The following is a 23,431-nucleotide window of genomic DNA, read 5'->3' on the forward strand; positions in this document are numbered from 1 at the left end:
TGAACCCCATTGCTCATGCAGCTTCCGGGCCCATCGGGGGCAGCCGCTTGGCATGATATTTCTTAAGATCGTTTTCTATTTTCTGATTGAGGCCGTTCTTGGCCATATCGTAGCCGACTTCGATGGCGGCTGCGATGCCCTCGGCATTCGCCCCGCCATGGCTCTTGATGACGATGCCGTTCAGGCCGAGAAACACGCCGCCATTGACCTTGCTCGGATCGAGCTTCTCGCGAAGCAGGTCGAAGGCGCTTTTGGCAAAGAGGTAGCCGATGCGGGCGAGCAGCGTGCGCGACATGGCGGCGCGCAGATATTCGGCGATCTGCTTGGCGGTGCCTTCGGCGGTCTTCAACGCGATATTGCCTGAGAACCCTTCGGTGACGACGACGTCGACCGTGCCCTTGCCAAGGTCGTTGCCCTCGACGAAGCCGGAATATTCGAGCGAATCGATGTTCGCCTCACGCAACAGCCGGCCGGCCTCCTTGACCTCTTCCTGGCCTTTCATCTCCTCGACGCCGACATTCAGAAGGCCGATCGTCGGACGTTCGACCTCGAACAGCGCCCGCGCCATGGCGCCGCCCATCAGGGCGAAATCCATCAGCTGCTGCGCATCGGCGCCGATCGTCGCACCGACGTCGAGCACGATGCTCTCACCCTTCAGCGTCGGCCAGATCGCTGCGATCGCCGGGCGCTCGATATTGGCCATGGTGCGCAGACAGAACTTCGCCATCGCCATCAGCGCCCCGGTATTGCCCGCCGAGACCGCGACATCGGCCTCGCCCGTCTTCACCGCCTCGATCGAGCGCCACATGGTGGAGATATAGCGGCCGCGGCGCAGCGCCTGGCTCGGCTTTTCACCCATGCTGACGGCAAGCTCGCAATCGTGAAAGAGCGATTTTTCCCTGAGTTTCGGAAACTTGGCGAGAACCGGATCGCACTGTTCCTTGAGACCGTAGAAAACGAAGAAAATATCCGGATGCCGGTCCAGCGCCTTGGCGGCGCCGGGGATGACAACCTGGGGACCAAAGTCGCCACCCATGAGGTCGAGAGATATTCTGATCACGCGTCCCTGATCCTTCTTTTCGCCGAGGGCGAAATTTCGGCCAAAATACCGGTTTTGGCGTCGCTTACAACTGAATTATGTCAAATGCCAGAGGCGCTTCAGTCCTTTTTCCAATCCTTGAGGGCAGCGAAAGCCGAGGGCTTTTTATCGTCCTCGCCGCTATCTTCGATATGGCCTGCGAATTCGATGCCCCCCTTGCGCGGATAGGGATCGATCGCGAGAGCGGCGAATTCGGCAACCACCTCGCCGGCATCGATCGTATCGCCGACAAAGGTTTCGGGCAGATCGGGACCATCGGGATCGAGCAGCATCTCGCCCGCATCATTGCCGGCCTGGCGGGCAAGCTTGGAACCTTCAGGCACGAAGATCTGCTCGAAGCTCTCGTCGATGGCAGATTCGACCGGCTCCAGCGTCACGACGCAGGACTGGACGATCTTCGCCTTCACGCGGCCCTTGATACGCACGCCGTCGCGCTTCCAGCGGGCAATCTGCAGATCGGCGCTGAGATCGTCGACCGAGACGACGCTCCAGCTCTCGGCAAGCGCCTTCAACTCGTCGGCATCAGCCTCGACATGAACCTCGACGGGGTTGGCCGAGATATGGCCGACCTTGACGTGATAGGAGAAGGGAACATCGTCCCGATGGTTCTTCATGATTTCCTCCTCAAGCAACCGGCGGGTGGGCAACCGGTGGCCAGGCGACCGGCGGGAGCGTCGCCGAACCGATGGCGATCTCATCTTCGGCAAGAGCCGACAAATGCGATTCCGCGGCGAGCATCCAGCCGGCGAGGCCGGACATATCGGCCGGCACCGGGCTTTCCGGATAGATATTGCGCGTGAGCGCGAGGGCCAGCGCTTCGGTATCGCCCGCGTCCATCGCCTTCGAATAGGCTTCGAGCCGGCCGTAAAACATGCCGGCGAGCTTCTTCATGCGCTTCGGCACGCTGTTATCGCCGATGCCGAGTTCGCGGATCGAATAGTCGATATCCTGGAAGAAAGCATCGACGATCTCCTGGGCGATCTCCTGGCCGCTGGTGGCGGAGCTGCGCGTGCGGCGGAAAAACAGAATCATGGCGATCGACAGCATCTCGAAACGGCCCATGACCGTATCCGGCACATTGAGCCGCTCATAAATCTCCGGCATGCGCGCGGCCGCCGTCAGCAGCGCATATTGCCTGTCGACGATTGCCTGATTGTTGTTTTTCTTGCGGAACAGCCCGAAGATCATTGTTTTTTCCGGAAATGCCTCATTCTTCACGCCGGCTGGCCTCTGGCCTTGTTGCATGATTTCGAAAGCTGGTTTACCGAAGCAGGCGCGAATTGCAATGCCGATCGTGGCCAGTTTCGGGACGACGCCCTCGATGCGTCAGCGAAGCGAATTCGGGATATTCGACCCGGAATGGCCACAATGGTTTTGCAGGAGGTAAAGCGTGCAAGGCCCAAAATGGCTGCTATCGACACTCAAGGGAGTAGATGTCGTTGAAGAAACGGTATTTCAAGTCTGACGTGAAATTCTTCAGCAGTGCGGCCATTGCCCTTATAATCGCCTCCACCACAGCTCTTTCCGGTTGCCAGACCAGCACCGTGCTCAACGGCGGATATGTCGCCGACCAGCAATCGCTGAACCTCGTTCCCGAGGGATCCAGCCGCGAGCAGGTGCTGCTTTCGCTCGGCACCCCGTCGACGACGGCGACCTTCGACGGCGAAGTCTTCTATTATATCTCGCAGCGGCGCACACGTGCGGTCGCCTTCCAGAAGCTGAAGGTCGTCGACCAGAGCGTTCTGGCGATCTATTTCGACAAGGACGGCGTCGTCAGCCGCCGCGCCAATTATACGCTGCAGGACGGCAAGGTGTTCGACACGATCGGACGCGTCACGCCGACCGGCGGCAAGGAGCTCACCTTCCTGCAGCAGATGCTCTCCGGCGGCAGCGCCGCGAGCGCGGCCCGCAGCCTGTTCGGCGGCGGCGCCGGCGGCACGCCGCAGAATCCGAGCAGCCTGCGCTGATCGGACAAGCTTCAACAACAAAACCCGCCGGATCGCTCCAGGCGGGTTTTTTATTGACAAACCTCGTCTTTTACCCGGCATCTCGACCCAGGAAATTGCCGACACCGCCCCTCATCCGCCTGCCGGCACCTTCTCCCCGTAAACGGGGCGAAGGGCGATAGTTGCACCCTTTCCGTCCATTACGAACGTCTCGCATGGCACGTCCCCTCTCCCCGTTTTTACGGGGAGAGGGTTAGGGTGAAGGGCTGCCAGCCGCTGTTGCGGCATCAACCTGCGAGAACGGCGAGCAACAGCAGCGCGACGATGTTGGTGATCTTGATCGCCGGGTTGACGGCGGGACCGGCGGTATCCTTGTAGGGATCGCCGACGGTATCGCCGGTGACGGAGGCCTTGTGCGCGTCCGAACCCTTCATGTGACGCACGCCGTCCTTGTCGACGAAACCGTCTTCGAAGCTCTTCTTGGCATTGTCCCAGGCGCCGCCGCCCGATGTCATCGAGATAGCGACGAAGAGGCCGTTGATGATGACGCCGAGCAGCGATGCGCCGAGGGCGGCAAAGGCGGAGGCCTTGGAGCCGGAGATGAGAAGCACGCCGAAATAGACGACGATCGGCGCCAGCACCGGCAGCAGCGACGGCACGATCATCTCGCGGATGGCAGCCTTGGTCAGAATGTCGACCGCCCTGCCGTAATCCGGCTTTTCCGTGCCCTGCATGATGCCGGGCTTTTCCTTGAACTGACGGCGGACTTCCTCGACGATCGCGCCGGCCGCACGGCCGACGGCGGTCATCGCGATGCCGCCGAAGAGGTAGGGAATGAGACCGCCAAAGATCAATCCCGCCACCACGTAAGGGTTGGAAAGATCGAAGGAAATTTCACCGATGCCGACGAAATAAGGGAACTTGTCGCCATTCGCCGCAAAATATTTGAGGTCGTAGGAGTAGGCCGCGAAGAGAACCAGGGCCCCGAGACCGGCGGAGCCGATGGCATAACCCTTGGTGACGGCCTTGGTCGTATTGCCGACGGCATCGAGCGCATCAGTGGATTTGCGCACCTCCGGCGGCAAATGCGCCATTTCGGCGATACCGCCGGCATTGTCCGTCACCGGTCCGAACGCGTCGAGCGCGACGATCATTCCGGCGATGCCGAGCATCGCCGTGACCGCAATGCCGGTGCCGAACAGGCCGCCGAGCTGGTAGGTGGCCAGAATGCCGCCAACGATGACGATCGCCGGCAATGCCGTCGATTCCAGTGAGACGGCTAGGCCCTGGATGACGTTGGTGCCGTGACCGGTGACCGAGGCCTGGGCGATCGAGACGACCGGGCGCTTGCCCGTGCCAGTATAATATTCAGTGATCACCACGATCAACGCGGTGACGACGAGGCCGATAATGCCGCAGAAGAAGAGGTTCGCGCCTGATATGTCGGCCCCTCCGACGGCGCCGAGCGAGCCCCAGCCAACGGTCAGCGAGGTGGCGGCGCCGAGACCGACGATCGACAGCAGGCCGGTGACGATGAGCCCCTTGTATAGAGCGCCCATGATCGAGCCGTTCGAGCCGAGCTTGACGAAGAAGGTGCCGATGATCGAGGTGATGATGCAGGCGCCGCAGATCGCCAGCGGATAGATCATCGCAGACTGGAGGATCGGCGCGCCGGCAAAGAAGATCGCGGCGAGAACCATGGTGGCGACGACGGAGACCGCATAGGTCTCGAAGAGGTCGGCGGCCATGCCGGCGCAATCGCCGACATTGTCGCCGACGTTGTCGGCAATCGTTGCCGGGTTGCGCGGATCGTCCTCGGGAATGCCGGCTTCCACCTTGCCGACGAGGTCGCCGCCGACGTCAGCGCCCTTGGTGAAGATGCCGCCGCCGAGACGGGCGAAGATCGAGATCAGCGACGCGCCGAAGCCGAGCGCCACCAGCGCATCGATGACTTCGCGCGAGCCGCTCTCATGGCCGAGGCCGAAGGTCAAAATGGTATAGTAGATGGAGACGCCGAGCAGGGCGAGGCCCGCCACCAGCATGCCGGTGATCGCACCAGACTTGAAGGCGATGTCGAGGCCGGCGGAGAGGCTGGCGGACGCGGCTTGCGCGGTGCGCACATTGGCGCGGACGGAGACATGCATGCCGATGAAGCCGGCAGCCCCTGATAGTACGGCGCCGATCAGGAAGCCGATCGCGGCCGTGGCGGAAAGAAGCAGCCAAGCTGCGATGAAAACAACGACGCCGACGAGGGCAATGGTTTTGTACTGGCGCGTCAGATAGGCTTGGGCGCCCTCGCGGATATAGCCCGCGATCTCCTGCATGCGGCTATTGCCCTGATCGGCGGCAAGCACCGACCGGGTTGCCCAGGCGGCATAGACCACCGAGAGCAGACCGCATGCGATTACGCATAAAAGAATGGTCATTTCGCTCTTTCCTCCCATAGGCCGGAGCTCACTCCTTCTCCGGCAGATACGCCGCCGAATCGCCTTCCTCTCCACAGAAATGCCACAGCTAAGCGGTGCGGAGATTGCGTGGTCGATCACGTGGCGTCAAGACCGCAACGGGCGAAAACCGTTGCAGTGCGAAGAAAGACTTAGGAAGATTGTTTGGCGGCTAAAGACTTACTTCTTCGTCTCGCCACGAACCTGCTTGGCAATGCGGTCGAGCACCGCATTGACGAGCTTCGGCTCGTCGTCGTCGAAGAAGGCCTGGGCGATCTCGACATATTCGGTGACGATGACCGCCACCGGGACGTCCTTGCGGTCGGTGATCTCGAAGACGCCGGCGCGCAGGATGGCGCGCACGGTGCTGTCGAGGCGCGACAAGGCCCAGTCATCCTGAAGAGCTGCGGCAATCAGCGGATCGAGACGGGTCTGATCGCGCACGACGCCGGAAACGATCGACCGGAACCAGCCGGCATCGGCCTTCAGATAGGTCGCGCCGTCGAGTTCCTGGCCAAGACGGTGCGCCTCGTATTCGGCGACGATTTCCAGGACGCCGGTGCCGCCGACATCCATCTGATACAGTGCCTGAACGGCAGCAAGACGGGCAGCACCCCGCTGGTTTGCAGTCTTGACCGGCCGTTCCGTCTTGTCGTCGTTCATTCGTTATGCACCCAGTTTCTGCTTCAGCTCGATCATCGTCAGAGCCGCGCGGGCGGCAAATCCGCCCTTGTCCTTGTCCGAGCGGCGCGCGCGCGCCCAGGCCTGTTCGTCATTTTCCACGGTCAGAATGCCGTTGCCGATGGCAAGCGACTCGCTGACCGCAAGATCCATCAAAGCGCGCGAGGATTCGTTCGACACGATATCGAAGTGATAGGTCTCGCCGCGAATGACCATGCCGAGAGCGACATAGCCATCATAATGCGTTCCGCCATTGTCGTCTCCATCGAGCGACATGGCAATCGCCGCCGGAATTTCCAGTGCGCCGGGAACCGTGACGACCTCGAAGGTGGCGCCGGCCTGCTCCAACGCGAAGGTCGCGCCTTCGAGCAGGGCGTCGGCCATGTCGTCGTAGAAGCGGGCCTCAACGATCAAAATATGGGGAGCGGTCTCTCTCGGCATGGTTCACCTTCGTTTTGTGGGGCGTTTTCCACTCGGCAGCCCGCGGTCAAAACATGCCTTCATCAGAATGGCAAGCACTTTCGCCCGATGCCGCAGCGCCAAAGACGAAATATCCGCAAGGGGATAGCCGCACCACGACCGCACGGCTCGGCAGGCCTTTCGAACCAGTTTTTCCGCATGCCTGGAAAACGGCAATTCGAAGGCGGATTTCATGAACAATTCTTAATGCGTTTTCAGTGGCTTAACCTATTGAATCGCGAGGAGGAGAACGCCAATTCCATGTCGTGACAGACGATCCCCTGCAACGACAGCCGACCGTCAAAGCAGATGAAAGGATATAATCATGAACCGCGTTGTCACTCTCACCATCGCTGCAGCCCTCTCCTCCCTCGCATTTGCCGGCGTCAGCCGGGCCGAAAGCCTCGGAATGAACACTGCCCAAGGCATCGAGCAAACTCTCAGGACCTTCCACGGCAATGATTTCAACGTCGAGCAGGTCCATAACTGGCGCAACCTCGACGACGAGAGCACCGGGCCGCGCTCGGCGCCGGAACGATCCGGCCAGGCCGTTCACGCCATCCAGGCCTCAATCGACGCCAACAGGTCGCTGGCCCGTCGGCTCAACAACGAAGGCGTCGACGTCCGCAACATCGTCAATGCCGAACAGGCAGCCGACGGAAGCCTGACCTTCTACGTCCGCTGACGCGTCGGCGCATCGCGTCCCTTTCGGGGCGCGGCGCTCAAAGCATGGGCGGCGGTCTCCTCTCCGCCCATGCCTTCTCCGCCATGCCTTTCTCGGCTTATGTCGTGGATTTTCCAGAAAACCATTGAATTTTCCCAGGCGATGATGGTTTCTCTTCCTGCAACAGGAGGACATCATGGCTAGGGAATCGAAGGCGGTGATCAATATCGCCGATCTCAAGCTCGACCATTGGAAACAGGGCACGCTCTATGAAAGCGTCGACACTTCGTTCGGCACCCTTCTTGGCTTGACCGGCCTCGGCATCAGCTACAACGAGGTGCCGCCGGGCAAATCCGGCTGCCCCTTCCACAACCATCATGTCGAAGACGAGCTTTTTTACGTGATATCGGGCACCGGCGAATACCGCTTCGGCGACGAGCGCGATGCGATCAGGGCGGGAGACGTGCTCGGCGCGCCGGCCGGCGGCCCGGAAACGGCGCACCAGATCCTCAACACAGGCACGGCTCCCCTCGTCTATCTCGGCATCTCGACGATGGCGAAGACCGAGATCGTCGAATATCCCGATTCCGGAAAGTTTCTCGCCAAGACGAACAGGGGCGATAGCAAACCTCAGCGCTTCCGCCATATCGGCCGGCCGGAAAGCGATCTCGATTATTGGGACGGCGAGCCCGGCGCCTGAAGGACCCGATATGACCGACATCCCGACCCTCGAAACCGAGCGGCTGACGCTCCGCCCTCACCGCCTCGACGATTTCGAGGCGCATGCGGCACTCTGGGCGGACGAACATGTGGTTCGCTTCATCAGCGGCATCCCCTCGACGCGCGAGCAGAGCTGGAGCCGCCTGCTGCGGATTGCCGGGATGTGGCACCATATGGGCTTCGGCTTTCTTGCGATCGAGGAAAAGGCGAGCGGCCGGTTCATCGGCGAAGCGGGCTTCATGGAATCGCGCCGCGAGATGGAACCGTCGATCGAGGGGACCATGGAACTCGGCTGGGCGCTGATGCCCTCGGCGCATGGCCGCGGTTATGCCACCGAGGCGCTGACCGCGCTGATCGGCTGGGCGGAGCGCTATTTCCCGGGAAAGCCGATGAGCTGCATCATCAGCCCGGAGAACCGGGCCTCGCTCAGGGTCGCAGCCAAGCTCGGTTTCCGCGAGATCACGCGCACGCAGTATAACGGCGAGATTATTCAGTTTTCGAGGTAGGGAATCCGCCAGGTGGGCAGCGCAGTGCGCGCCGTTGCGGGCTTGCTGACCCTTGCCGCCTAACCAACAGCAACATCAGGTCAAACAAAAGCATGTCGACGACCTCGGCTTGCGGCACCCGACTTCATCCCCGGATGGGTCCGGGCTTTTTCACCTGCTACGCGCAAGGAACGCGCTTTAGGGTCGTGACAGAGGCAGATACCTTCGTCCCCTTGCGCCCCATCCATAAGAGGCTGATCACAAATATGACCATTTTCATTGTTTGCCATAAGGATTTGCCGAGCTACCCTCCTCCCGAGGGCTCGAAAATCATATGGCTCAATTCCAAACCTCCTTTGGAAAACAAGGGTATGGACGTCATTGCCGGTTATGATTTTTTCAGCGAGCCGGAGGAGCTTCACGCGAAATTGTCAGGATCGCTAGGAACGATCGTCATTGCAAAAGTCGTTTCGGAAGAATCAGCAAAACCTCGAAACATTACCATCTGGCAGTATCGTAAATTTCTAACACGACTGAAAATCGGAACGCCGAATCCCGAATATCCTGGGATGAATACGGCGACTTCAGAAGAAGTAGAAATCACGAGACCGGAGGACCCGGAATTTTTTCCAGAAAGTTTCTTCCTACCTCGGCCGTTAAATCTCCACAACATATCTCAGCACTATGCACGCTTCCACAATATTGTTGACTTCCTGAGATATACAGCGTTTGCAATCGAAGCAAGCACTATAACCCAAGCCGAAGCTTTGCATTTTTTTAATTCCAGCACTTTCGTTCCTGGAGGCATTGAACTCGGCACGTACCCGACGGACTGGTGGCTGGATACTTTTGTGCGCATGGTGGCGCCGTCTTTTGAATTTGCGAAACGATATCAACCGTTTCAAGCCGAAGATCCGGTGCAGAAACGTGCGATCTCATTTTGCCAGGAGCGTCTGGGAAGCTATCTTCTCATCAAACGGATAGCCGAACTCTACGGCAATACTCTACCAGGATCCTTGTTCGGAGATATAGCTACCGTATCGAATGATGGGCTCTATAGAAGCGGTACCTAAAACCGAGGCGGCCCAATTCCAGACGCAACATCGCAACTCTTTGCGATACTGGTAGCAGAAGCGGCTGAGCCAACAAAGCCGGCTGGAGCATGACGCCGAAAAGTGAGTGCAGCTTTCTCAAATCATGCTCTAATTCCTCAATGGAGAACAGGATTCAGATCTTAGGCCGATCCGGCCTGAGATCATCCCGGTCTAGAACTCTCCCGCCAGGCTGAAACGCGACAGTTCTGCGAACAGTGTGGCGCAAGCTTCACCTCAAATAGTAGGCACCAAACAGGCTCGAATTGCCGTTCTGCGGATTGCCCATGCAGACGGTCGCCATTCGCGAAGGACAATACCTTGACGATCAATCAGCCCATTTCTTCTTTGCCGGCCGGTCTTCCCGATCTGGCGCTTCTCACGGAGAAAGCGGCCGGCACGGGATCCGTCATTATCTATCAGCCTTATCTCGATCCTTCGCAGCGCAGCCAGCTCGACGCGGCGGCCATGCCGTTGGACATCTCGTTCAATACGCAGGCGACGACCCGCGAATATGAACTCTTCCTCACCCTGCATCAGCATCACGAGGCGATCGGTCTCGGCGACGACGTGTTCTGGGGGCTGCTTTCGAGCAAATTCGAGATGAAGTCGGTGACGAGCTTCCCGTCCTTCGTCACGGAAGCGGAAAAGGCCAGGGCGGAAGGTGCGGACGCCTATCTTTACAATCCGCTGATCGGCCACGCGGCGATCTACAGCAACGTCTGGGAACATTCGCTGCTTGGCGGTCATCCCGGCATGGAGCCGATCTTCCTGCATCTCCAGGAGCTCGGCTATCCGATCGCGCCGCCGCAGGACAAGATTGCCTTCCTGTTCTGCAACTATTTCTGCGGCAACCGGAAATTCTGGTCCGGCTATTTCGCTTTTTGCGAACGTATTCTCGAATCGCTGGAAAACCAGGCGCGCGCCGGCACGGCGGCGGGTGCTGCCTATGCCGGTACGGCCAATTATTCACGCGATGCCAACGCGAAGATGCGCCCCTTCGTGATCGAGCGTCTGCTCGGCCTTTATGTCCAGCAGGCTATCGCCTCCGGATTGAAGATCGCCGCCTTCGTGCCGACCCTTGCCGATTTCGAATGGAAGTTCGGTGTCCGCCTCGGCCGGATGCTGCATGGCCTCTTCGCCGCCAAGGAAGCCTTTCTGCGGAGCCGTGAAGATGCTCTCCTGACCGCGTGGCAGCAAGGCCGCCAGCCGCTCATCAAGCAGCCGCATCTGATCTGGGGAGCCGATGATCCGCCCGCCTGGATGCCGCGCGGCCAATTTATCGGCGGCCGCGAATTGACGCGCGCCTATGCTGCGCAGGCTTCCGGCGCCTCTCCGGTGCCGCAGCAGCCGGAAAGGACGGAAAGGCCCGCTATACCGGCCGCGCCGAAAATCGAGCAGCCGCTCCGCAGCGCATTGCAGCCCTTTGCCGGCGGATGGCAGGCACACAAGGACCGTCATTGCATCTGGATCGTGACGCCCGACAACTACAATCACAGCCACGCCTTCAACGAAGTCGCGCTCGGCCTGCAGGGCGCCTTCGAGGAACTCGGCGGCTCGGCGCCGATCACCCGCGACATGAACGCATTCGCCGGCCGTGCGCCGATCATCTACGGCGGCAACCTTCTCGCTCCCGAAGTCCTCAGCCATCTGCCGAAGGACAGCGTCGTCATCAATCTCGAGCAGGTGTCCGAAGAAAGCAGCTGGATCAATTCGCGTTACACCTCGATCCTGAAATCGCTTCCGGTTCTCGACTACAGCCCGCGCAACCGGGAAAACCTCGCCGCCAAGGGCATCGATCACGCCGGCGTGCTCGAAATCGGCTATAGCCGCTGCCTCAGCCAGATAACCCACGCCGCCGTCAAAGATATCGACGTGCTCTTCTACGGCTCGATGAACGAACGCCGCCACCATATCCTGAAGACGCTGAAGGACAGCGGGCTCAAGGTCGCGCACCTCTTCAACATCTATGGTGCGGAACGCGATGCGGCGATTGCCCGTTCCAAGATCGTGATCAACATCCATCATTATGCGAGCGGCGTCTTCGAGATCGTGCGCATTTCCTATCTGCTCGCCAATCGCGTCTGCGTGCTGACGGAAGGCGACATCCGCGATCCGGACCTCCAGTCCTTCATCGGCGGCTTGGCAATCGAGCCCTATGACGACATGATCGGGCGCTGCTACAAGCTGATCGCCGATGCCGACGAGCGCGACGCCATTGCCGCGGCAGGCCTTGCCGCCATGCGGAGCCGTTCGCAGGCAGAGATGCTGATGAGCGTCATGAAAGCAGGCGCCTGATGAAGGCCGCAGAAAAGGCACGTCATGCAAATTGAGACCGCAGCCATCGAGGGCATCGTTGCAATCACCCCGCCACGTTTCGGCGATCACCGCGGCTACTTCTCCGAGGTCTTCAAGGATGCTTGGTTCCGGGAAAATGTGGCCGACGTCACGTTCGTCCAGGACAATGAATCGCTTTCTGCGCAGGCCGGCACCGTCCGGGGGCTGCATTTCCAGATCCCGCCCTTCGCACAGGGCAAGCTGGTGCGCTGCCTTGCCGGCCGGATCATGGATGTCGTCGTCGATATCCGCGAGGGATCGCCGAGCTTCGGCAAATGGCTCTCTCAGGAGCTCTCGCCGGAAACCGGCAAGCAGCTCTGGATACCGGCCGGTTTCGCACACGGATTCGTAACGATCGAACCGAACAGCGTCATCAGCTACAAGGTAACCGCCCCCTACAGCCCGCAGCATGATCGGGGCATCGCGTGGAACGATCCGGCGATCGGCATTCGCTGGCCCTTCGATGAGGGAGACATGGTATCATCAGACAAGGACAAGACGTTGCCGCGGCTCGCCGATCTGCCAGATCATTTTTCCTATTCAACACAGCAACCCCAGGATTGATCGACGATGCGCATACTGGTTACGGGCGGAGCGGGCTTCATCGGATCGGCATTGGTGCGCCATCTCGTCAGCGAGATTGGCGCCGAGGTGCTGAATGTCGACGCGCTGACCTATGCCGGCAATCTGGCATCGCTGAAATCCGTCGAATCGGCCCCGAACTATCAATTCCTGCACGCCGACATCTGCGACCGCGCCAGGATGCAGGAAGCACTCGCGTCCTTCCGCCCTGATATCGTCATGCATCTCGCGGCAGAGAGCCATGTCGACCGCTCGATCTCGGGCGCGGCCGATTTCATTCAGACCAACATCGTCGGCACATTCAGCCTGCTGGATGCCGCACGGCACTATTGGGATGGGCTTGACGCTCGCAGCAAGAGCGCCTTCCGTTTTCTGCATGTCTCGACGGACGAAGTCTACGGCTCGCTCGGCGACCAGGGCCTCTTCGAGGAGACGACGCCTTACGATCCGTCGTCGCCCTACTCCGCCTCCAAGGCCGCGAGCGACCATCTGGCGATCGCCTGGCATCGTACCTACGGCCTGCCCGTCGTTGTCTCCAATTGCTCCAACAATTACGGCCCGTTCCATTTCCCTGAGAAGCTCATTCCGCTGATGATCCTGAACGCACTGGAGGGCAAGCCTCTTCCGGTTTACGGCAATGGCGCAAATGTCCGCGACTGGCTCTATGTCGAAGACCACGCCTGCGCGCTCTACACGATCGCATCCAGAGGGCGCCCCGGCGAAAAATACAATGTGGGCGGCCGCAATGAGCGCCGGAACATCGATGTCGTCCATCGCATCTGCGCTATTCTCGACGGTGTCTATAGCGACAAGGCACCGCATGCGCGCCTGATCACCAACGTCACGGACCGCCCCGGGCACGACGCACGCTATGCGATCGATGCCTCGAAACTTGAAAGCGAACTCGGCTGGACGGCGCAAGAGACCTTCGAAACCGGCATCGAGAAGACCGTGCACTGGTACCTGGAAAACGAATGGTGGTGGAGGCCGCTGCGCGAAAACGTCTACTCCGGCGAACGCCTCGGCGTTTTCAAGGGGCGATAAGATGCGCATAGCCGTCACCGGCAAACAGGGCCAGATCGTTCAGTCGCTAATCAGACGCGGCGCCGAAACGGGCGTCGAAATCATTGCGGTCGGGCGCCCGGAAATGGATCTTTCGGATCCTGCAAGCGTCGCAGCCGCCTTCTCGGCTCTGCGCCCCGATGTCATCGTCTCGGCGGCCGCCTATACGGCGGTCGACAAGGCCGAGAGCGAGGCCGAGCTTGTCTTTTCCGTCAACGCGGCCGGCGCCGGGGCGGTTGCCGAGGCCGCCGCGCGGATCGGGGTCCCGGTCATTCACATTTCGACCGACTACGTCTTCAGCGGCGACAAGGCCTCCGCATATTCCGAAGAGGATGCGATGGCGCCGATCTCCGTCTATGGGCGTTCGAAACTCGCCGGCGAGAAGGCCGTTGCGGCGGCGAACCCGAACCACGTCATCTTGCGCACCGCCTGGGTCTATTCGCCCTTTGGCGCCAATTTCCTGAAAACGATGCTGCGGCTTTCCGAGGCGCGCGATCATCTTCGCGTCGTCGCCGATCAGACGGGATGCCCAACCTCGGCACTCGACATCGCCGACGCGATTCTGGCGATCGCGACCCGTATCGTCGCGGACCCCGCGCCATCGCTGCGCGGCACCTTTCACCTGACCGGCAGCGGCGAAGCAAGCTGGGCTGATTTCGCCGAAGCAATATTCGCGGCGCTTCTTAAATCCGGCGGCAAAAATGTCGGCGTCGAGCGCATCCCGACGGCGGACTATCCGACACCGGCCAAGCGTCCCGCCAATTCACGCCTCAACGGCGACAAGCTCGCCACAACCTATGGAATCCGGCTCCCGGAGTGGAAGCAGTCCATGACGATCGTCATGCAAGACCTTCTGAACAAAGGTCTTTAAGGAGAAAGCATGAAGGGCATTATTCTCGCTGGCGGCACAGGCACACGTCTGCATCCGATCACGCAAGCGATCTCGAAACAATTGATGCCGGTCTACGACAAGCCGATGATCTACTACCCGCTGACGACGCTCATGCTCGCCGGCATCAGGGAGTTGCTGATCATCACCACGCCTCACGACGTCGAAGCCTTCAAGCGCCTTCTCGGCGACGGCTCGCAATGGGGAATTTCGCTGAGCTATGCCGTACAGGCGAGCCCGGACGGCCTCGCCCAGGCCTTCATCATCGGCGCCGACTTCGTGCACGGCGACAGCTCGGCACTCGTTCTCGGCGACAATATTTTCTACGGGCACGGACTGCCGGAAATCATGAAATCCGGCACGAGCCGGCGGGAAGGCGCAACGGTGTTTGCCTATCACGTCACCGATCCGGAACGCTATGGCGTCGTCGGCTTCGACGAAAAGATGAATGCTCTGTCGATCGAGGAGAAACCGAAGGAGCCGAAATCGAACTGGGCAGTGACCGGCCTCTATTTCTACGACAAGCAGGTGGTCGATATCGCCGCCAATCTGAAGCCGTCAGCGCGCGGCGAATTGGAAATCACCGATGTCAACCGCACCTATCTTGAGCGCGGCCAGCTTTTCGTGGAGCTGATGGGCCGGGGTTATGCCTGGCTCGACACCGGCACGCCGGATAGTCTGCACGATGCCGCAGCTTTCGTCAGCACCCTGGAAAAACGCCAGGGCTTCAAGATCGCCTGCCCCGAAGAAGTCGCCTGGCGCATGGGCTACATCTCGCAGGGCGACCTCGCCAAGCTCGCGGAAAAGCTCGGCAAGAGCGCCTACGGCCAGTATCTGAGGAAGCTCTCCCCGGATTGGTGAGCTATCTGGCCGGCCAGACGCGCCAGCAGGAAACCCTACAGGTTTTCGATTTAGGCGCTCGGGAATTCCGCCAGCCGGGCGGCGTAGCGTGCCATCGTGTCGACTTCGAAATTGACGAAATCGCCGGCCTTGCGCTCGCCCCACGTCGTCACTTCGAGCGTGTGTCGGATGAGCAGGACGTCGAAATCCGTGCCGTCGACCGCATTGACGGTCAGCGAGGTGCCGTCGAGGGCGATCGAGCCCTTGGGGGCGACGAATTTCGCCAGATGTTCAGGCGCCCGCAGGCGGTAACGCGTGGCGTCGCCCTCCGATGTCACCGAGAGGATTTCCGCTTTGCCGTCGACATGGCCGGAAACGATGTGGCCGCCGAGTTCGTCGCCGATCTTCAGCGATCGTTCGAGATTGATGCGGCTGCCTTCCCGCCAGGCGCCGATTGTCGTCAGCCGCAGCGCCTCTTCCCAGGCCTCGACCTCGAACCAGCGGCCATTGCTGCCTTCATCAGGCAGACCGGTCACGGTGAGGCAGATGCCGGAATGAGATATCGAGGCGCCCATATCGATGGTCGCCGGGTCGTAACTCGTCGCGACGCGGAGCTTGATGCCCTCCTTCAGCGACGAAACGGATTCGATCGTACCGACATCAGTGACAATTCCGGTGAACATCAATTTTCTCTTTCGTATTCGTCCAGGCGATCTTCGCCGAATATCTGCGTGCCCGTATGGGCAAAACCCGATGGTATGTCGGTTGCATCAAGCGGCGATTCAATACCGCCCTCGCCGATGACGACAGGCGCCTGGTAAAGCTGGATGCGATCGACAAGGCCAGCCTCGAGGAAAAGCCGCGCCGTCTTGGCGCCGCCCTCGACCAGAAGCGAGGAAATACCGCGTGTTGCCAAGGCCGGCAGCAGGATTTCCGGATGATAGGGATTGCAGTAGACGATCTCGACACCGGCGGCTTCGAGAGCGGCGCGGCGGGAATCGGTGGGGGGGTTACCCCCCTCTGCCCTGCCGGGCATCTCCCCCACAAGGGGGGAGATTGGCCAGTGGCTTGCTCCCTGCTCCACATCCGCCTTTGCAGGTGATGGCAAGTCATCTTGGGAACTCGGATCTCGCTCCTTGCCGATCTCCCCCCTTGTGGGGGAGATGTCCGGCAGGACAGAGGGGGGTACCCCTTCCTCAGACCCTGATGGCAAAATCTCTTCACTCGCCACCACGATCACCGGCACCTCCCGCGCCGTCGCAACCAACTTGCTCGTCAGCGGCAAGGCCAGTGAGGGATCGAGCACGATACGAACAGGCGACTGGGCTTCGAGACCTGGTGTCCGCACTGTCAGCAGCGGATCATCGGATATCGCCGTGCCGATGCCGACGAGGATCGCGTCGGTTTCGGCGCGCAGCGCCTGCACCTCGGCGCGGGCCTCGGATCCTGTTATCGCCACCTGCCCCGCCCCTTGGCGGCCGATCATGCCATCGGCGGAAACGGCAAGTTTGAGAGTCACATAAGGCCGGTTCTTCGTCTGGCGGGTGAGATAGCCGGCCAGCGAGCGCCGGCCTTCCGCCTCCAGCACGCCGGCATCCACCTCGATGCCGGCTTCCCGCAGCATGGCGATGCCGCGGCCGGAGACGCGCGGATCGGGATCGGTGACGCTGATGACGACGCGGGCAACGCCATAGGCGATCAGCGCCTCGGCGCAGGGCGGCGTCTTGCCGTGATGCGAGCAGGGTTCGAGGGTCACATAGGCGGTCGCGCCGCGGGCAGCCTCGCCGGCTTCGGCGAGCGCCTGCGGCTCGGCATGCGGGCGGCCGCCGATGGCGGTGACCGCCTGGCCGACGACGACGCCGTCTCTGACGATCAGGCAGCCGACTGAGGGATTTATGGCGGTGCGGCCGAGATGACGGCGCGACAGGCGGATCGCGGCCGCCATGAAACTCTCGTCATGCGGCGTGACGCTCATGGCTCACCTGTCCAGCGGGTCGCGGGCGATCTTGGCGTTGATTTCGGAAATGACCTTCTCGAAATCCTCGGCAAGCGAGAAATCCCGATAGACCGAGGCGTAGCGCACGAAACCGACATCGTCGAGGCTCTTCATGGCTTCCAGCACCTGCAGGCCGATCTGCTCGGAAGAGATTTCGGTCTCGCCGGAGCTTTCAAGCCGGCGGACGATGCCGGAAACGGCACGCTCGATGCGGTCGCGCTCGACCGGTCGCTTGCGCAGCGCCACTTCGAAGGAGCGTACCAGCTTGTCGCGATCGAACGGCACCTTGCGGCCGGTCTTCTTGATGACCATCAGCTCGCGCAGTTGCACGCGCTCGAAGGTGGTGAAGCGGCCGCCGCAATCCGGACAGATACGCCGCCGGCGGATGGACGTGTTGTCCTCCGCCGGGCGCGAATCTTTGACCTGAGTATCTTCCGAACCGCAATAGGGGCAGCGCATCGCTACTCCTTACCCCATGTAGTCATACATTGGGAAGCGGTCTGTGAGGTTGACCACCTTGCCGCGCACGGCGGCTTCGACGGCGGCATTGCCTTCATCCGAGTTGGCGACCTTCAGTCCGTCGAGGACTTCGACGATGAGATTGCCGATTTCGCGGAATTCGGCTTCCTTGAAGCCGCGGGTCGTGCCGGCCGGGGCGCCGAGGCGCACGCCGGAGGTGACGAAGGGCTTTTCCGGATCGAAAGGAATGCCGTTCTTGTTGCAGGTGACGTAGGCGCGGCCGAGAGCTGCCTCGGCGCGCTTGCCGGTGGCGTTCTTCTTGCGCAGGTCGACGAGCATCAGATGGTTGTCGGTGCCGCCGGAGACGACATCGAGGCCACCCGCGATCAGCGTTTCGGCCAGCGCCCGGGCATTCTTGACGATCTGAGCAGCGTAATCCTTGAACTCCGGCTGCAGCGCCTCGCCGAAGGCAACGGCCTTGGCGGCGATGATGTGCATCAGCGGACCACCCTGCAGGCCGGGGAAGACGGCCGAATTGAACTTCTTAGCCAGATCCTCTTCATTGGTGAGGATGACGCCGCCGCGCGGGCCGCGCAGCGACTTGTGGGTCGTGGTCGTCGCGACATGGCAATGCGGGAACGGCGACGGATGCTGGCCACCGGCGACGAGGCCGGCGATGTGAGCCATGTCGACCATCAGATAGGCGCCGACCGAGTCGGCGATTTCGCGGAAACGCTTCCAGTCCCAGATACGGGAATAGGCGGTGCCGCCGGCGATGATCAGCTTCGGCTTATGCTGTTCGGCCTTGCGGGCGACGTCATCCATGTCGAGCAGGTTGTCGCCTTCGCGCACGCCGTAGGAGACGACGTTGAACCACTTGCCGGACATGTTGACCGGAGAACCATGGGTGAGGTGGCCGCCCGAATTCAGGTCGAGACCCATGAAGGTGTCGCCCGGCTGCAAGAGCGCCAGGAACACGGCCTGGTTCATCTGCGAGCCGGAATTCGGCTGAACGTTGGCGAAGTTGACGCCGAACAGCTTCTTGGCGCGCTCGATCGCCAGCTCTTCGGCGATATCGACGAACTGGCAGCCGCCGTAATAACGCTTGCCGGGATAACCCTCGGCATATTTGTTGGTCATGATGGAGCCCTGGGCTTCCAGCACGGCGCGGGAGACGATGTTCTCGGAAGCGATCAGTTCGATCTCGTGCCGTTGGCGACCGAGTTCCTTTCCGATCGCGCCGAAAATCTCAGGATCGACGTCCGCAAGCGAGCGATTGAAGAAGGATTCGGTGGAAGCATTGGTCATGGGCGGGCTCCTCAACTGGAATGCGCTGAGGTATTATCCTTCCCCTGTGGCGAGGGCAATACGAAGAACGACATTTGCTGAGCAAAGCGCGCGCTCCCGTCATTTTGCGACAGCGCGGCACCCGTGATTAACGACCGCCCTTCCCCGGCATAAAAAAACCGCGCCGGGGAGGCGCGGTTCGAGGGTGCGATGCAGAGGTCGCCGCTTATTGCACCGGCTGTTCCATGCCAGCCGTGGTATCGAGCGCCAATTCGGCATTGCCGTCCATCTGATAGATGTCGTCGCGGAACTGGACGATGCCATCGGGCATGCCCCAGGCGGAGATGTAGACGAAATAGACCGGAACTTCCGTAGCGAGTTTAACCGGCGTGTTGACGCCGGATGCGATCACCTGCTCCATCTGCTGGCGATTCCAGCCGGGGGTCTCGCGCAAGAGCCAGTTCGACAAGTCGCGCACGTTCTGGACGCGGACGCAGCCAGACGACTCGAAGCGCATCAGCTTGTTGAACAGGCCCTGCTGAGGCGTGTCGTGCATGTACTCGCCGTTCTTGTTGTAGAAGTTGATCTTCGTCGAGGCCATGGCGTTGGTCTTGCCGGGGTCCTGGCGAAACATCAGGTTCGGCGCCTCGCCGTTCCAGTCGATGGTCTCGGGGGCGACTTCGTTGCCCTTGCCGTCGATCAGGCGGATGGCATTCTTTTCGAGATAGGTCGGATCCTTGCGCATCAGCGGCATGATGTCCTTCTCGACGATCGAGCGCGGCGAGGTCCAGTAGGGGTTGAGGATGACCTCGTAGATCTTCGAATTGACGAGATGTGTCGGACGGCTGAGACGGCCGACAACCGCGGTGTGGCGCGTCGCGACAGTGCCATCCTCGACAGCCTCGACATAGGCAGCCGGGATGTTGACCATCACGTGGCGGCGGCCGAGATCCTCGGGGAACGTCTGCAGGCGAATAATATTGGTGTTCAGCTGCTGCAAGCGGACATCGGCGGGGATGTTCATCGCCTTCAGCGTGAATTCGCCGAGGACACCGTCGGACGGCAGGCCATGACGGGCCTGGAAGCGCTTGACGGCGCCGTCGACATAGGAATCGAAGGCGCTCGACATGCCGGCCTCGCGCGGCAGGTCGCCGGTGATCGCCAGACGCTGGCGCAGCGCCTGGACCGCGGGATGGCTGACACCGAGCTGCAGGCGCTGATCGCCGGGATTGACTTCAGGCCAGCCGCCGGCAGCCGCAATCTGCTGATACTGCATGACCGCCTGCTGAGCGCTGGCGAGCGATTGGGGACCAAGGATCGGCGTGTTGGAAACGACGGCGCTTGCCGTGCGCGAAGCAGCCTTGGCGTCAAACTGGTCGTCCCAGTTGCCGCGGCGCGGCGCATTGATCAGCGTATCGATCGCCGATTGCGCGAAGGCCGGCGCGGCAATCGCGCTTACGCCAACCGTTGCCGCGGACGCAAGGAAAGCGCGGCGCGAGAGAGCTTCATTTCCGTTTTTCTTCGACATAGTCCCAACCACTGAATGCGGCGATAAAGAGAAGCCGCGGCTCTTTGCGATATCACTGCGCTCTAACGCAGATCTCTGTGCATTTGTTGTCCCGGCACATCAAAACTTTCCGCTTGCCCCATCACAAGTTTGCGATGCGACAGGCTGAACATTCCTGATCGGTCCATTGAAAGCGCCGGTTGTTAAGCCTTCCGCTGCCACACCAATATGGCCAATTCGTGTTGCCGGGCTGGAAGACAGTCTGCCGGCTATCGGAAACACGACACAACGAACCATATGACGGGCTAAACCGTGCCGGTTAATAACGGCTAAAAAACGGCTTGGATACGGGAGATAATGCTTGCCTGCCTTGCGTTGCAAAGATGCCACGCCGTGCCAACGGCAAAACCGGACGCGCAGGGACACGTCCGGTTTTCTGCAACCCTGATGGAGGTCAAGGGTCTTAGAGGCGATACATGATCGAGTCGTTCCAGAAGCGGTCGAGGCGCTGGAGCAGCTTGTTCATCTGGGTGAACTCGTCGGTGCCGATGCCGCCGACCTTGTCGATCGAGGTGATGTGGCGTTCGTAGAGTTTGGCCACCGTTTCGGCGATGTCCTGGCCGGTTTCGGTCAGGCTGATGCGGACCGAGCGGCGGTCGATGCGCGAACGCTGGTGGTTGATGAAGCCGAGGTCGACCAGCTTCTTGACGTTGTAGGAAACGTTGGAGCCGAGATAGTAACCGCGCGAGCGCAGCTCGCCGGCAGTCAGCTCGGAATTGCCGATGTTGAAAAGGAGCAGCGCCTGGATGGCGTTGACGTCGCTACGGCCCTGACGGTCGAATTCGTCCTTGATGACGTCGAGAAGACGGCGGTGAAGACGTTCAACAAGATGAAGGGATTCCATGTAAAGATCACGGATGCCCTGATCCTGCTGGTCACGGAAGTTCGATACCGCCTGCGGCTTGATTTTCGTGTTCATATTGACTGCCTCACTGTTTGATTGGCGGTGTCGTTTTCTTCCCGCCTTGAGTGAGACCCTATCGAATACATATAAAATTCGACTTAAACCGCAGGCTTAACGGAGCCTTACTGGAAACCCCACGTTGTCTCAGGGTAAATCAACACTTACCTGGCGGCGGTGGCGGCGCTTTTCCAGCCAGAGGAGCAGGCGGAAAATCCAGTAGACGACGGCGACGATCAGATGCAGCAGGATGATCAGCTTGTTGGGGCCGAAGATATCCGGCAGCAGGCCATACATCAGGATTTGCCCGCCGGCGGCCAGCACCCAGATGACCGGGCCCCAGGAGACAGTCAGCCAGAGGCCGAGGGAGGCGACGGGAAAAAGCACGGCAAGACTGGTGCTCGCCACCTTCCACGGCAGGCTCAAAAGATCGAAGCGGCCGGCCCCGACCAGCGAATAGCCGACGAGCATCGCCCAATATTGCAGGCCGAACCAGAAACAGGAAACGGCAACCAGCCTTAGGAAAAGAATGAAGAGTATATCCGCCAGCGTGCGTTTCGGTATCGTCGGGGAATCGGTTTCCATAGCGCAGACATCGGTTTGGGGTTGCATCGTCTTAAAGAGCGCCGCGCATCTGACGACGTACCAACGCTCTATCATATAGCGTTCGGGCGTAACCCAGAAAATCGATTTCGGGTTATACGCCTGCGGTTTTTCCGCCGCGGCCAATCGTCCGGTTTGGATTTTTCGGGGGTCATGATAATGAGCGCTCCGATAAATGGAATGGGCCAGGGGCAGATATCATGCAGGATAGGACGCATCTCGTCGACGACATCACCGGCCATCGCCGCATGCGGCGCAACCGCAAGGCGGACTGGACGCGCCGGCTGGTGCAGGAGAACCGGCTGACGGTCGACGACCTGATCTGGCCGATCTTCATCGTGCCGGGCTCCGGCATCGTCGATCCGATTGCGGCCATGCCCGGCGTCAACCGCATGAGCATCGACAAGGCCGTCGAAGCGGCACGCGAAGCGGCCGGCCTTGGCATTCCCGCGCTCGCGACCTTTCCGAACATCGAGATGGAACTGCGCGACGAGACCGGCTCGAACAGCCTCGAAGCCAACAATCTGATCAATCAGGCGACGGCGGCGATCAAGAAGGCGGTGCCCAATATCGGCGTCATCACCGACGTGGCGCTCGATCCCTTCACCAGCCATGGCCATGACGGAATCTTGAGAGATGGCGAGATCGTCAACGACGAGACGGTCGATCAGGTGGCGCGCGCCGCGGTGATGCAGGCGGATGCCGGCGCCGACATCATTGCGCCGTCGGAGATGATGGACGGGCGCATCGGCGCAATCCGCATGGCGCTCGACGCGGCCGGCCACCAGGGCGTCGGCATCATGAGCTATGCGACGAAATTCGCCTCCGCCTTCTACGGCCCCTATCGCGAAGCGATCTCGACCGGCGGGCTGCTGAAAGGCGACAAGAAGACTTATTATATCGACCCGGCCAACGGCACCGAGGCGATCCGCGACGCGGCCCTCGATGTTGAGGAAGGCGCCGACATGCTGATGGTCAAGCCCGGCCTGCCCTATCTCGACATCTGCTGGCGGATGAAGGAGGCCTTCGGCCTGCCGACCTTCGCCTACCAGGTTTCCGGCGAATATTCGCAGATCAAGGCGGCGGCGATGAACGGCTGGATCGACGGCGAGCGGGCCATGCTCGAAACGCTGCTGTCGTTCAAGCGGGCGGGATGCGACGGCATCCTCACCTATTTCGCGGTCGAGGTGGCGAAGATCCTCGCGAAACGGTGATTGCGAGCATAATGCCGAAAAGTGTATGCGGTTTTCGGGTGACATCATGCTCTATTTCTTCGATTTAGATGCGGATGTTTCAGGCCGATCCGGCCTGAAACATCC

The 23,431-nt window shown here is 60.8% G+C and carries 25 protein-coding genes; 11 read left to right on the forward strand and 14 right to left on the reverse strand.

What is annotated here, in order from left to right; translation table 11 throughout:
- Window positions 1-13 precede the first annotated feature (13 nt).
- The 3 genes from plsX to QMO80_RS05260 form a co-directional block, all read right to left on the reverse strand.
- The gene (plsX, locus tag QMO80_RS05250) at window positions 14-1,060 is read right to left on the reverse strand and encodes a phosphate acyltransferase PlsX (RefSeq protein WP_283199141.1); all 1,047 of its coding nucleotides are present in this window, start codon (window positions 1,058-1,060) and stop codon (window positions 14-16) included.
- A gap of 98 nt (window positions 1,061-1,158) precedes the next feature.
- Window positions 1,159-1,713 (reverse strand): DUF177 domain-containing protein, encoded by a 555-nt coding sequence (locus QMO80_RS05255; protein WP_283199142.1) that lies wholly within the window; start codon window positions 1,711-1,713, stop codon window positions 1,159-1,161.
- Between the two features lie 10 nt (window positions 1,714-1,723).
- A complete protein-coding gene (locus QMO80_RS05260) occupies window positions 1,724-2,344 on the reverse strand; it encodes a ubiquinol-cytochrome C chaperone family protein (protein ID WP_283199143.1) in 621 nt (206 codons plus the stop codon).
- 188 nt (window positions 2,345-2,532) lie between these two features.
- Here QMO80_RS05260 and QMO80_RS05265 point away from each other — a divergent pair, with 188 nt between their 5' ends.
- The gene (locus QMO80_RS05265) at window positions 2,533-3,066 is read left to right on the forward strand and encodes an outer membrane protein assembly factor BamE (protein ID WP_088940485.1); all 534 of its coding nucleotides are present in this window, start codon (window positions 2,533-2,535) and stop codon (window positions 3,064-3,066) included.
- Window positions 3,067-3,332: 266 nt separating this feature from the next.
- Here the strand turns inward: QMO80_RS05265 and QMO80_RS05270 are convergent, their stop codons facing one another.
- The 4 genes from QMO80_RS05270 to QMO80_RS05285 all read right to left on the reverse strand — a co-directional run bounded on the left by QMO80_RS05270 (window position 3,333) and on the right by QMO80_RS05285 (window position 6,824).
- On the reverse strand, window positions 3,333-5,471 hold the full coding sequence (locus tag QMO80_RS05270; RefSeq protein WP_283199144.1) for a sodium-translocating pyrophosphatase: 2,139 nt from the start codon (window positions 5,469-5,471) through the stop codon (window positions 3,333-3,335).
- A gap of 198 nt (window positions 5,472-5,669) precedes the next feature.
- Window positions 5,670-6,152 (reverse strand): transcription antitermination factor NusB, encoded by a 483-nt coding sequence (gene nusB / locus QMO80_RS05275; RefSeq protein WP_003587419.1) that lies wholly within the window; start codon window positions 6,150-6,152, stop codon window positions 5,670-5,672.
- Between the two features lie 3 nt (window positions 6,153-6,155).
- Complete coding sequence (ribH, locus tag QMO80_RS05280) at window positions 6,156-6,611, reverse strand: 6,7-dimethyl-8-ribityllumazine synthase (RefSeq protein WP_003574043.1); 456 nt, start codon at window positions 6,609-6,611, stop codon at window positions 6,156-6,158.
- Between the two features lie 3 nt (window positions 6,612-6,614).
- A complete protein-coding gene (locus tag QMO80_RS05285; protein ID WP_283199145.1) occupies window positions 6,615-6,824 on the reverse strand; it encodes a hypothetical protein in 210 nt (69 codons plus the stop codon).
- A 130-nt stretch (window positions 6,825-6,954) separates the two neighbouring features.
- Between QMO80_RS05285 and QMO80_RS05290 the strand changes: the two genes are divergently transcribed.
- From QMO80_RS05290 to rfbA, 9 genes are all read left to right on the forward strand, one after another.
- Window positions 6,955-7,314 carry a hypothetical protein gene (locus tag QMO80_RS05290; protein ID WP_283199146.1) on the forward strand — a complete coding sequence of 120 codons (360 nt, stop codon included), beginning with the start codon at window positions 6,955-6,957 and terminating at the stop codon, window positions 7,312-7,314.
- A gap of 175 nt (window positions 7,315-7,489) precedes the next feature.
- Window positions 7,490-7,993, forward strand: coding sequence for a cupin domain-containing protein (locus QMO80_RS05295; protein ID WP_283199147.1), 504 nt, complete (start codon window positions 7,490-7,492; stop codon window positions 7,991-7,993).
- Window positions 7,994-8,003: 10 nt separating this feature from the next.
- A complete protein-coding gene (locus QMO80_RS05300) occupies window positions 8,004-8,519 on the forward strand; it encodes a GNAT family N-acetyltransferase (RefSeq protein ID WP_283199148.1) in 516 nt (171 codons plus the stop codon).
- 245 nt (window positions 8,520-8,764) lie between these two features.
- A complete protein-coding gene (locus QMO80_RS05305) occupies window positions 8,765-9,571 on the forward strand; it encodes a hypothetical protein (RefSeq protein ID WP_283199149.1) in 807 nt (268 codons plus the stop codon).
- A gap of 339 nt (window positions 9,572-9,910) precedes the next feature.
- Window positions 9,911-11,887 (forward strand): glycosyltransferase family 1 protein, encoded by a 1,977-nt coding sequence (locus QMO80_RS05310; protein WP_283199150.1) that lies wholly within the window; start codon window positions 9,911-9,913, stop codon window positions 11,885-11,887.
- Between the two features lie 24 nt (window positions 11,888-11,911).
- Window positions 11,912-12,490: a dTDP-4-dehydrorhamnose 3,5-epimerase gene (gene rfbC / locus QMO80_RS05315; protein WP_283199151.1), complete on the forward strand. Its 579-nt coding sequence runs from the start codon at window positions 11,912-11,914 to the stop codon at window positions 12,488-12,490.
- 6 nt (window positions 12,491-12,496) lie between these two features.
- Window positions 12,497-13,552 (forward strand): dTDP-glucose 4,6-dehydratase, encoded by a 1,056-nt coding sequence (gene rfbB / locus QMO80_RS05320; RefSeq protein ID WP_283199152.1) that lies wholly within the window; start codon window positions 12,497-12,499, stop codon window positions 13,550-13,552.
- A 1-nt stretch (window position 13,553) separates the two neighbouring features.
- A complete protein-coding gene (gene rfbD, locus QMO80_RS05325) occupies window positions 13,554-14,441 on the forward strand; it encodes a dTDP-4-dehydrorhamnose reductase (protein ID WP_283199153.1) in 888 nt (295 codons plus the stop codon).
- 9 nt (window positions 14,442-14,450) lie between these two features.
- A complete protein-coding gene (gene rfbA, locus QMO80_RS05330) occupies window positions 14,451-15,320 on the forward strand; it encodes a glucose-1-phosphate thymidylyltransferase RfbA (RefSeq protein ID WP_283199154.1) in 870 nt (289 codons plus the stop codon).
- Window positions 15,321-15,370: 50 nt separating this feature from the next.
- On the opposite strand, the gene QMO80_RS05335 is transcribed toward rfbA, so the two are convergent.
- The 7 genes from QMO80_RS05335 to QMO80_RS05365 form a co-directional block, all read right to left on the reverse strand.
- The gene (locus QMO80_RS05335) at window positions 15,371-15,982 is read right to left on the reverse strand and encodes a riboflavin synthase (RefSeq protein WP_283199155.1); all 612 of its coding nucleotides are present in this window, start codon (window positions 15,980-15,982) and stop codon (window positions 15,371-15,373) included.
- On the reverse strand, window positions 15,982-17,274 hold the full coding sequence (ribD, locus tag QMO80_RS05340; RefSeq protein WP_283199156.1) for a bifunctional diaminohydroxyphosphoribosylaminopyrimidine deaminase/5-amino-6-(5-phosphoribosylamino)uracil reductase RibD: 1,293 nt from the start codon (window positions 17,272-17,274) through the stop codon (window positions 15,982-15,984). Before ribD ends, QMO80_RS05335 begins: the two co-directional genes overlap by 1 nt.
- A gap of 3 nt (window positions 17,275-17,277) precedes the next feature.
- A complete protein-coding gene (nrdR, locus tag QMO80_RS05345; protein WP_003547190.1) occupies window positions 17,278-17,754 on the reverse strand; it encodes a transcriptional regulator NrdR in 477 nt (158 codons plus the stop codon).
- Between the two features lie 9 nt (window positions 17,755-17,763).
- Window positions 17,764-19,062 (reverse strand): serine hydroxymethyltransferase, encoded by a 1,299-nt coding sequence (glyA, locus tag QMO80_RS05350; protein ID WP_037137897.1) that lies wholly within the window; start codon window positions 19,060-19,062, stop codon window positions 17,764-17,766.
- A 205-nt stretch (window positions 19,063-19,267) separates the two neighbouring features.
- Window positions 19,268-20,569 (reverse strand): murein L,D-transpeptidase, encoded by a 1,302-nt coding sequence (locus QMO80_RS05355; RefSeq protein WP_283199157.1) that lies wholly within the window; start codon window positions 20,567-20,569, stop codon window positions 19,268-19,270.
- A gap of 442 nt (window positions 20,570-21,011) precedes the next feature.
- Window positions 21,012-21,527, reverse strand: coding sequence for a transcriptional regulator LdtR (locus QMO80_RS05360; protein WP_003574072.1), 516 nt, complete (start codon window positions 21,525-21,527; stop codon window positions 21,012-21,014).
- Window positions 21,528-21,656: 129 nt separating this feature from the next.
- Window positions 21,657-22,094 (reverse strand): DUF6163 family protein, encoded by a 438-nt coding sequence (locus QMO80_RS05365; RefSeq protein ID WP_049733978.1) that lies wholly within the window; start codon window positions 22,092-22,094, stop codon window positions 21,657-21,659.
- Between the two features lie 218 nt (window positions 22,095-22,312).
- Between QMO80_RS05365 and hemB the strand changes: the two genes are divergently transcribed.
- The gene (gene hemB / locus QMO80_RS05370; RefSeq protein WP_283199158.1) at window positions 22,313-23,326 is read left to right on the forward strand and encodes a porphobilinogen synthase; all 1,014 of its coding nucleotides are present in this window, start codon (window positions 22,313-22,315) and stop codon (window positions 23,324-23,326) included.
- The last annotated feature ends 105 nt before the right edge of the window (window positions 23,327-23,431 follow it).

The sequence above is a fragment of the Rhizobium sp. BT03 genome (genome assembly GCF_030053155.1).
GTDB lineage: Bacteria > Pseudomonadota > Alphaproteobacteria > Rhizobiales > Rhizobiaceae > Rhizobium.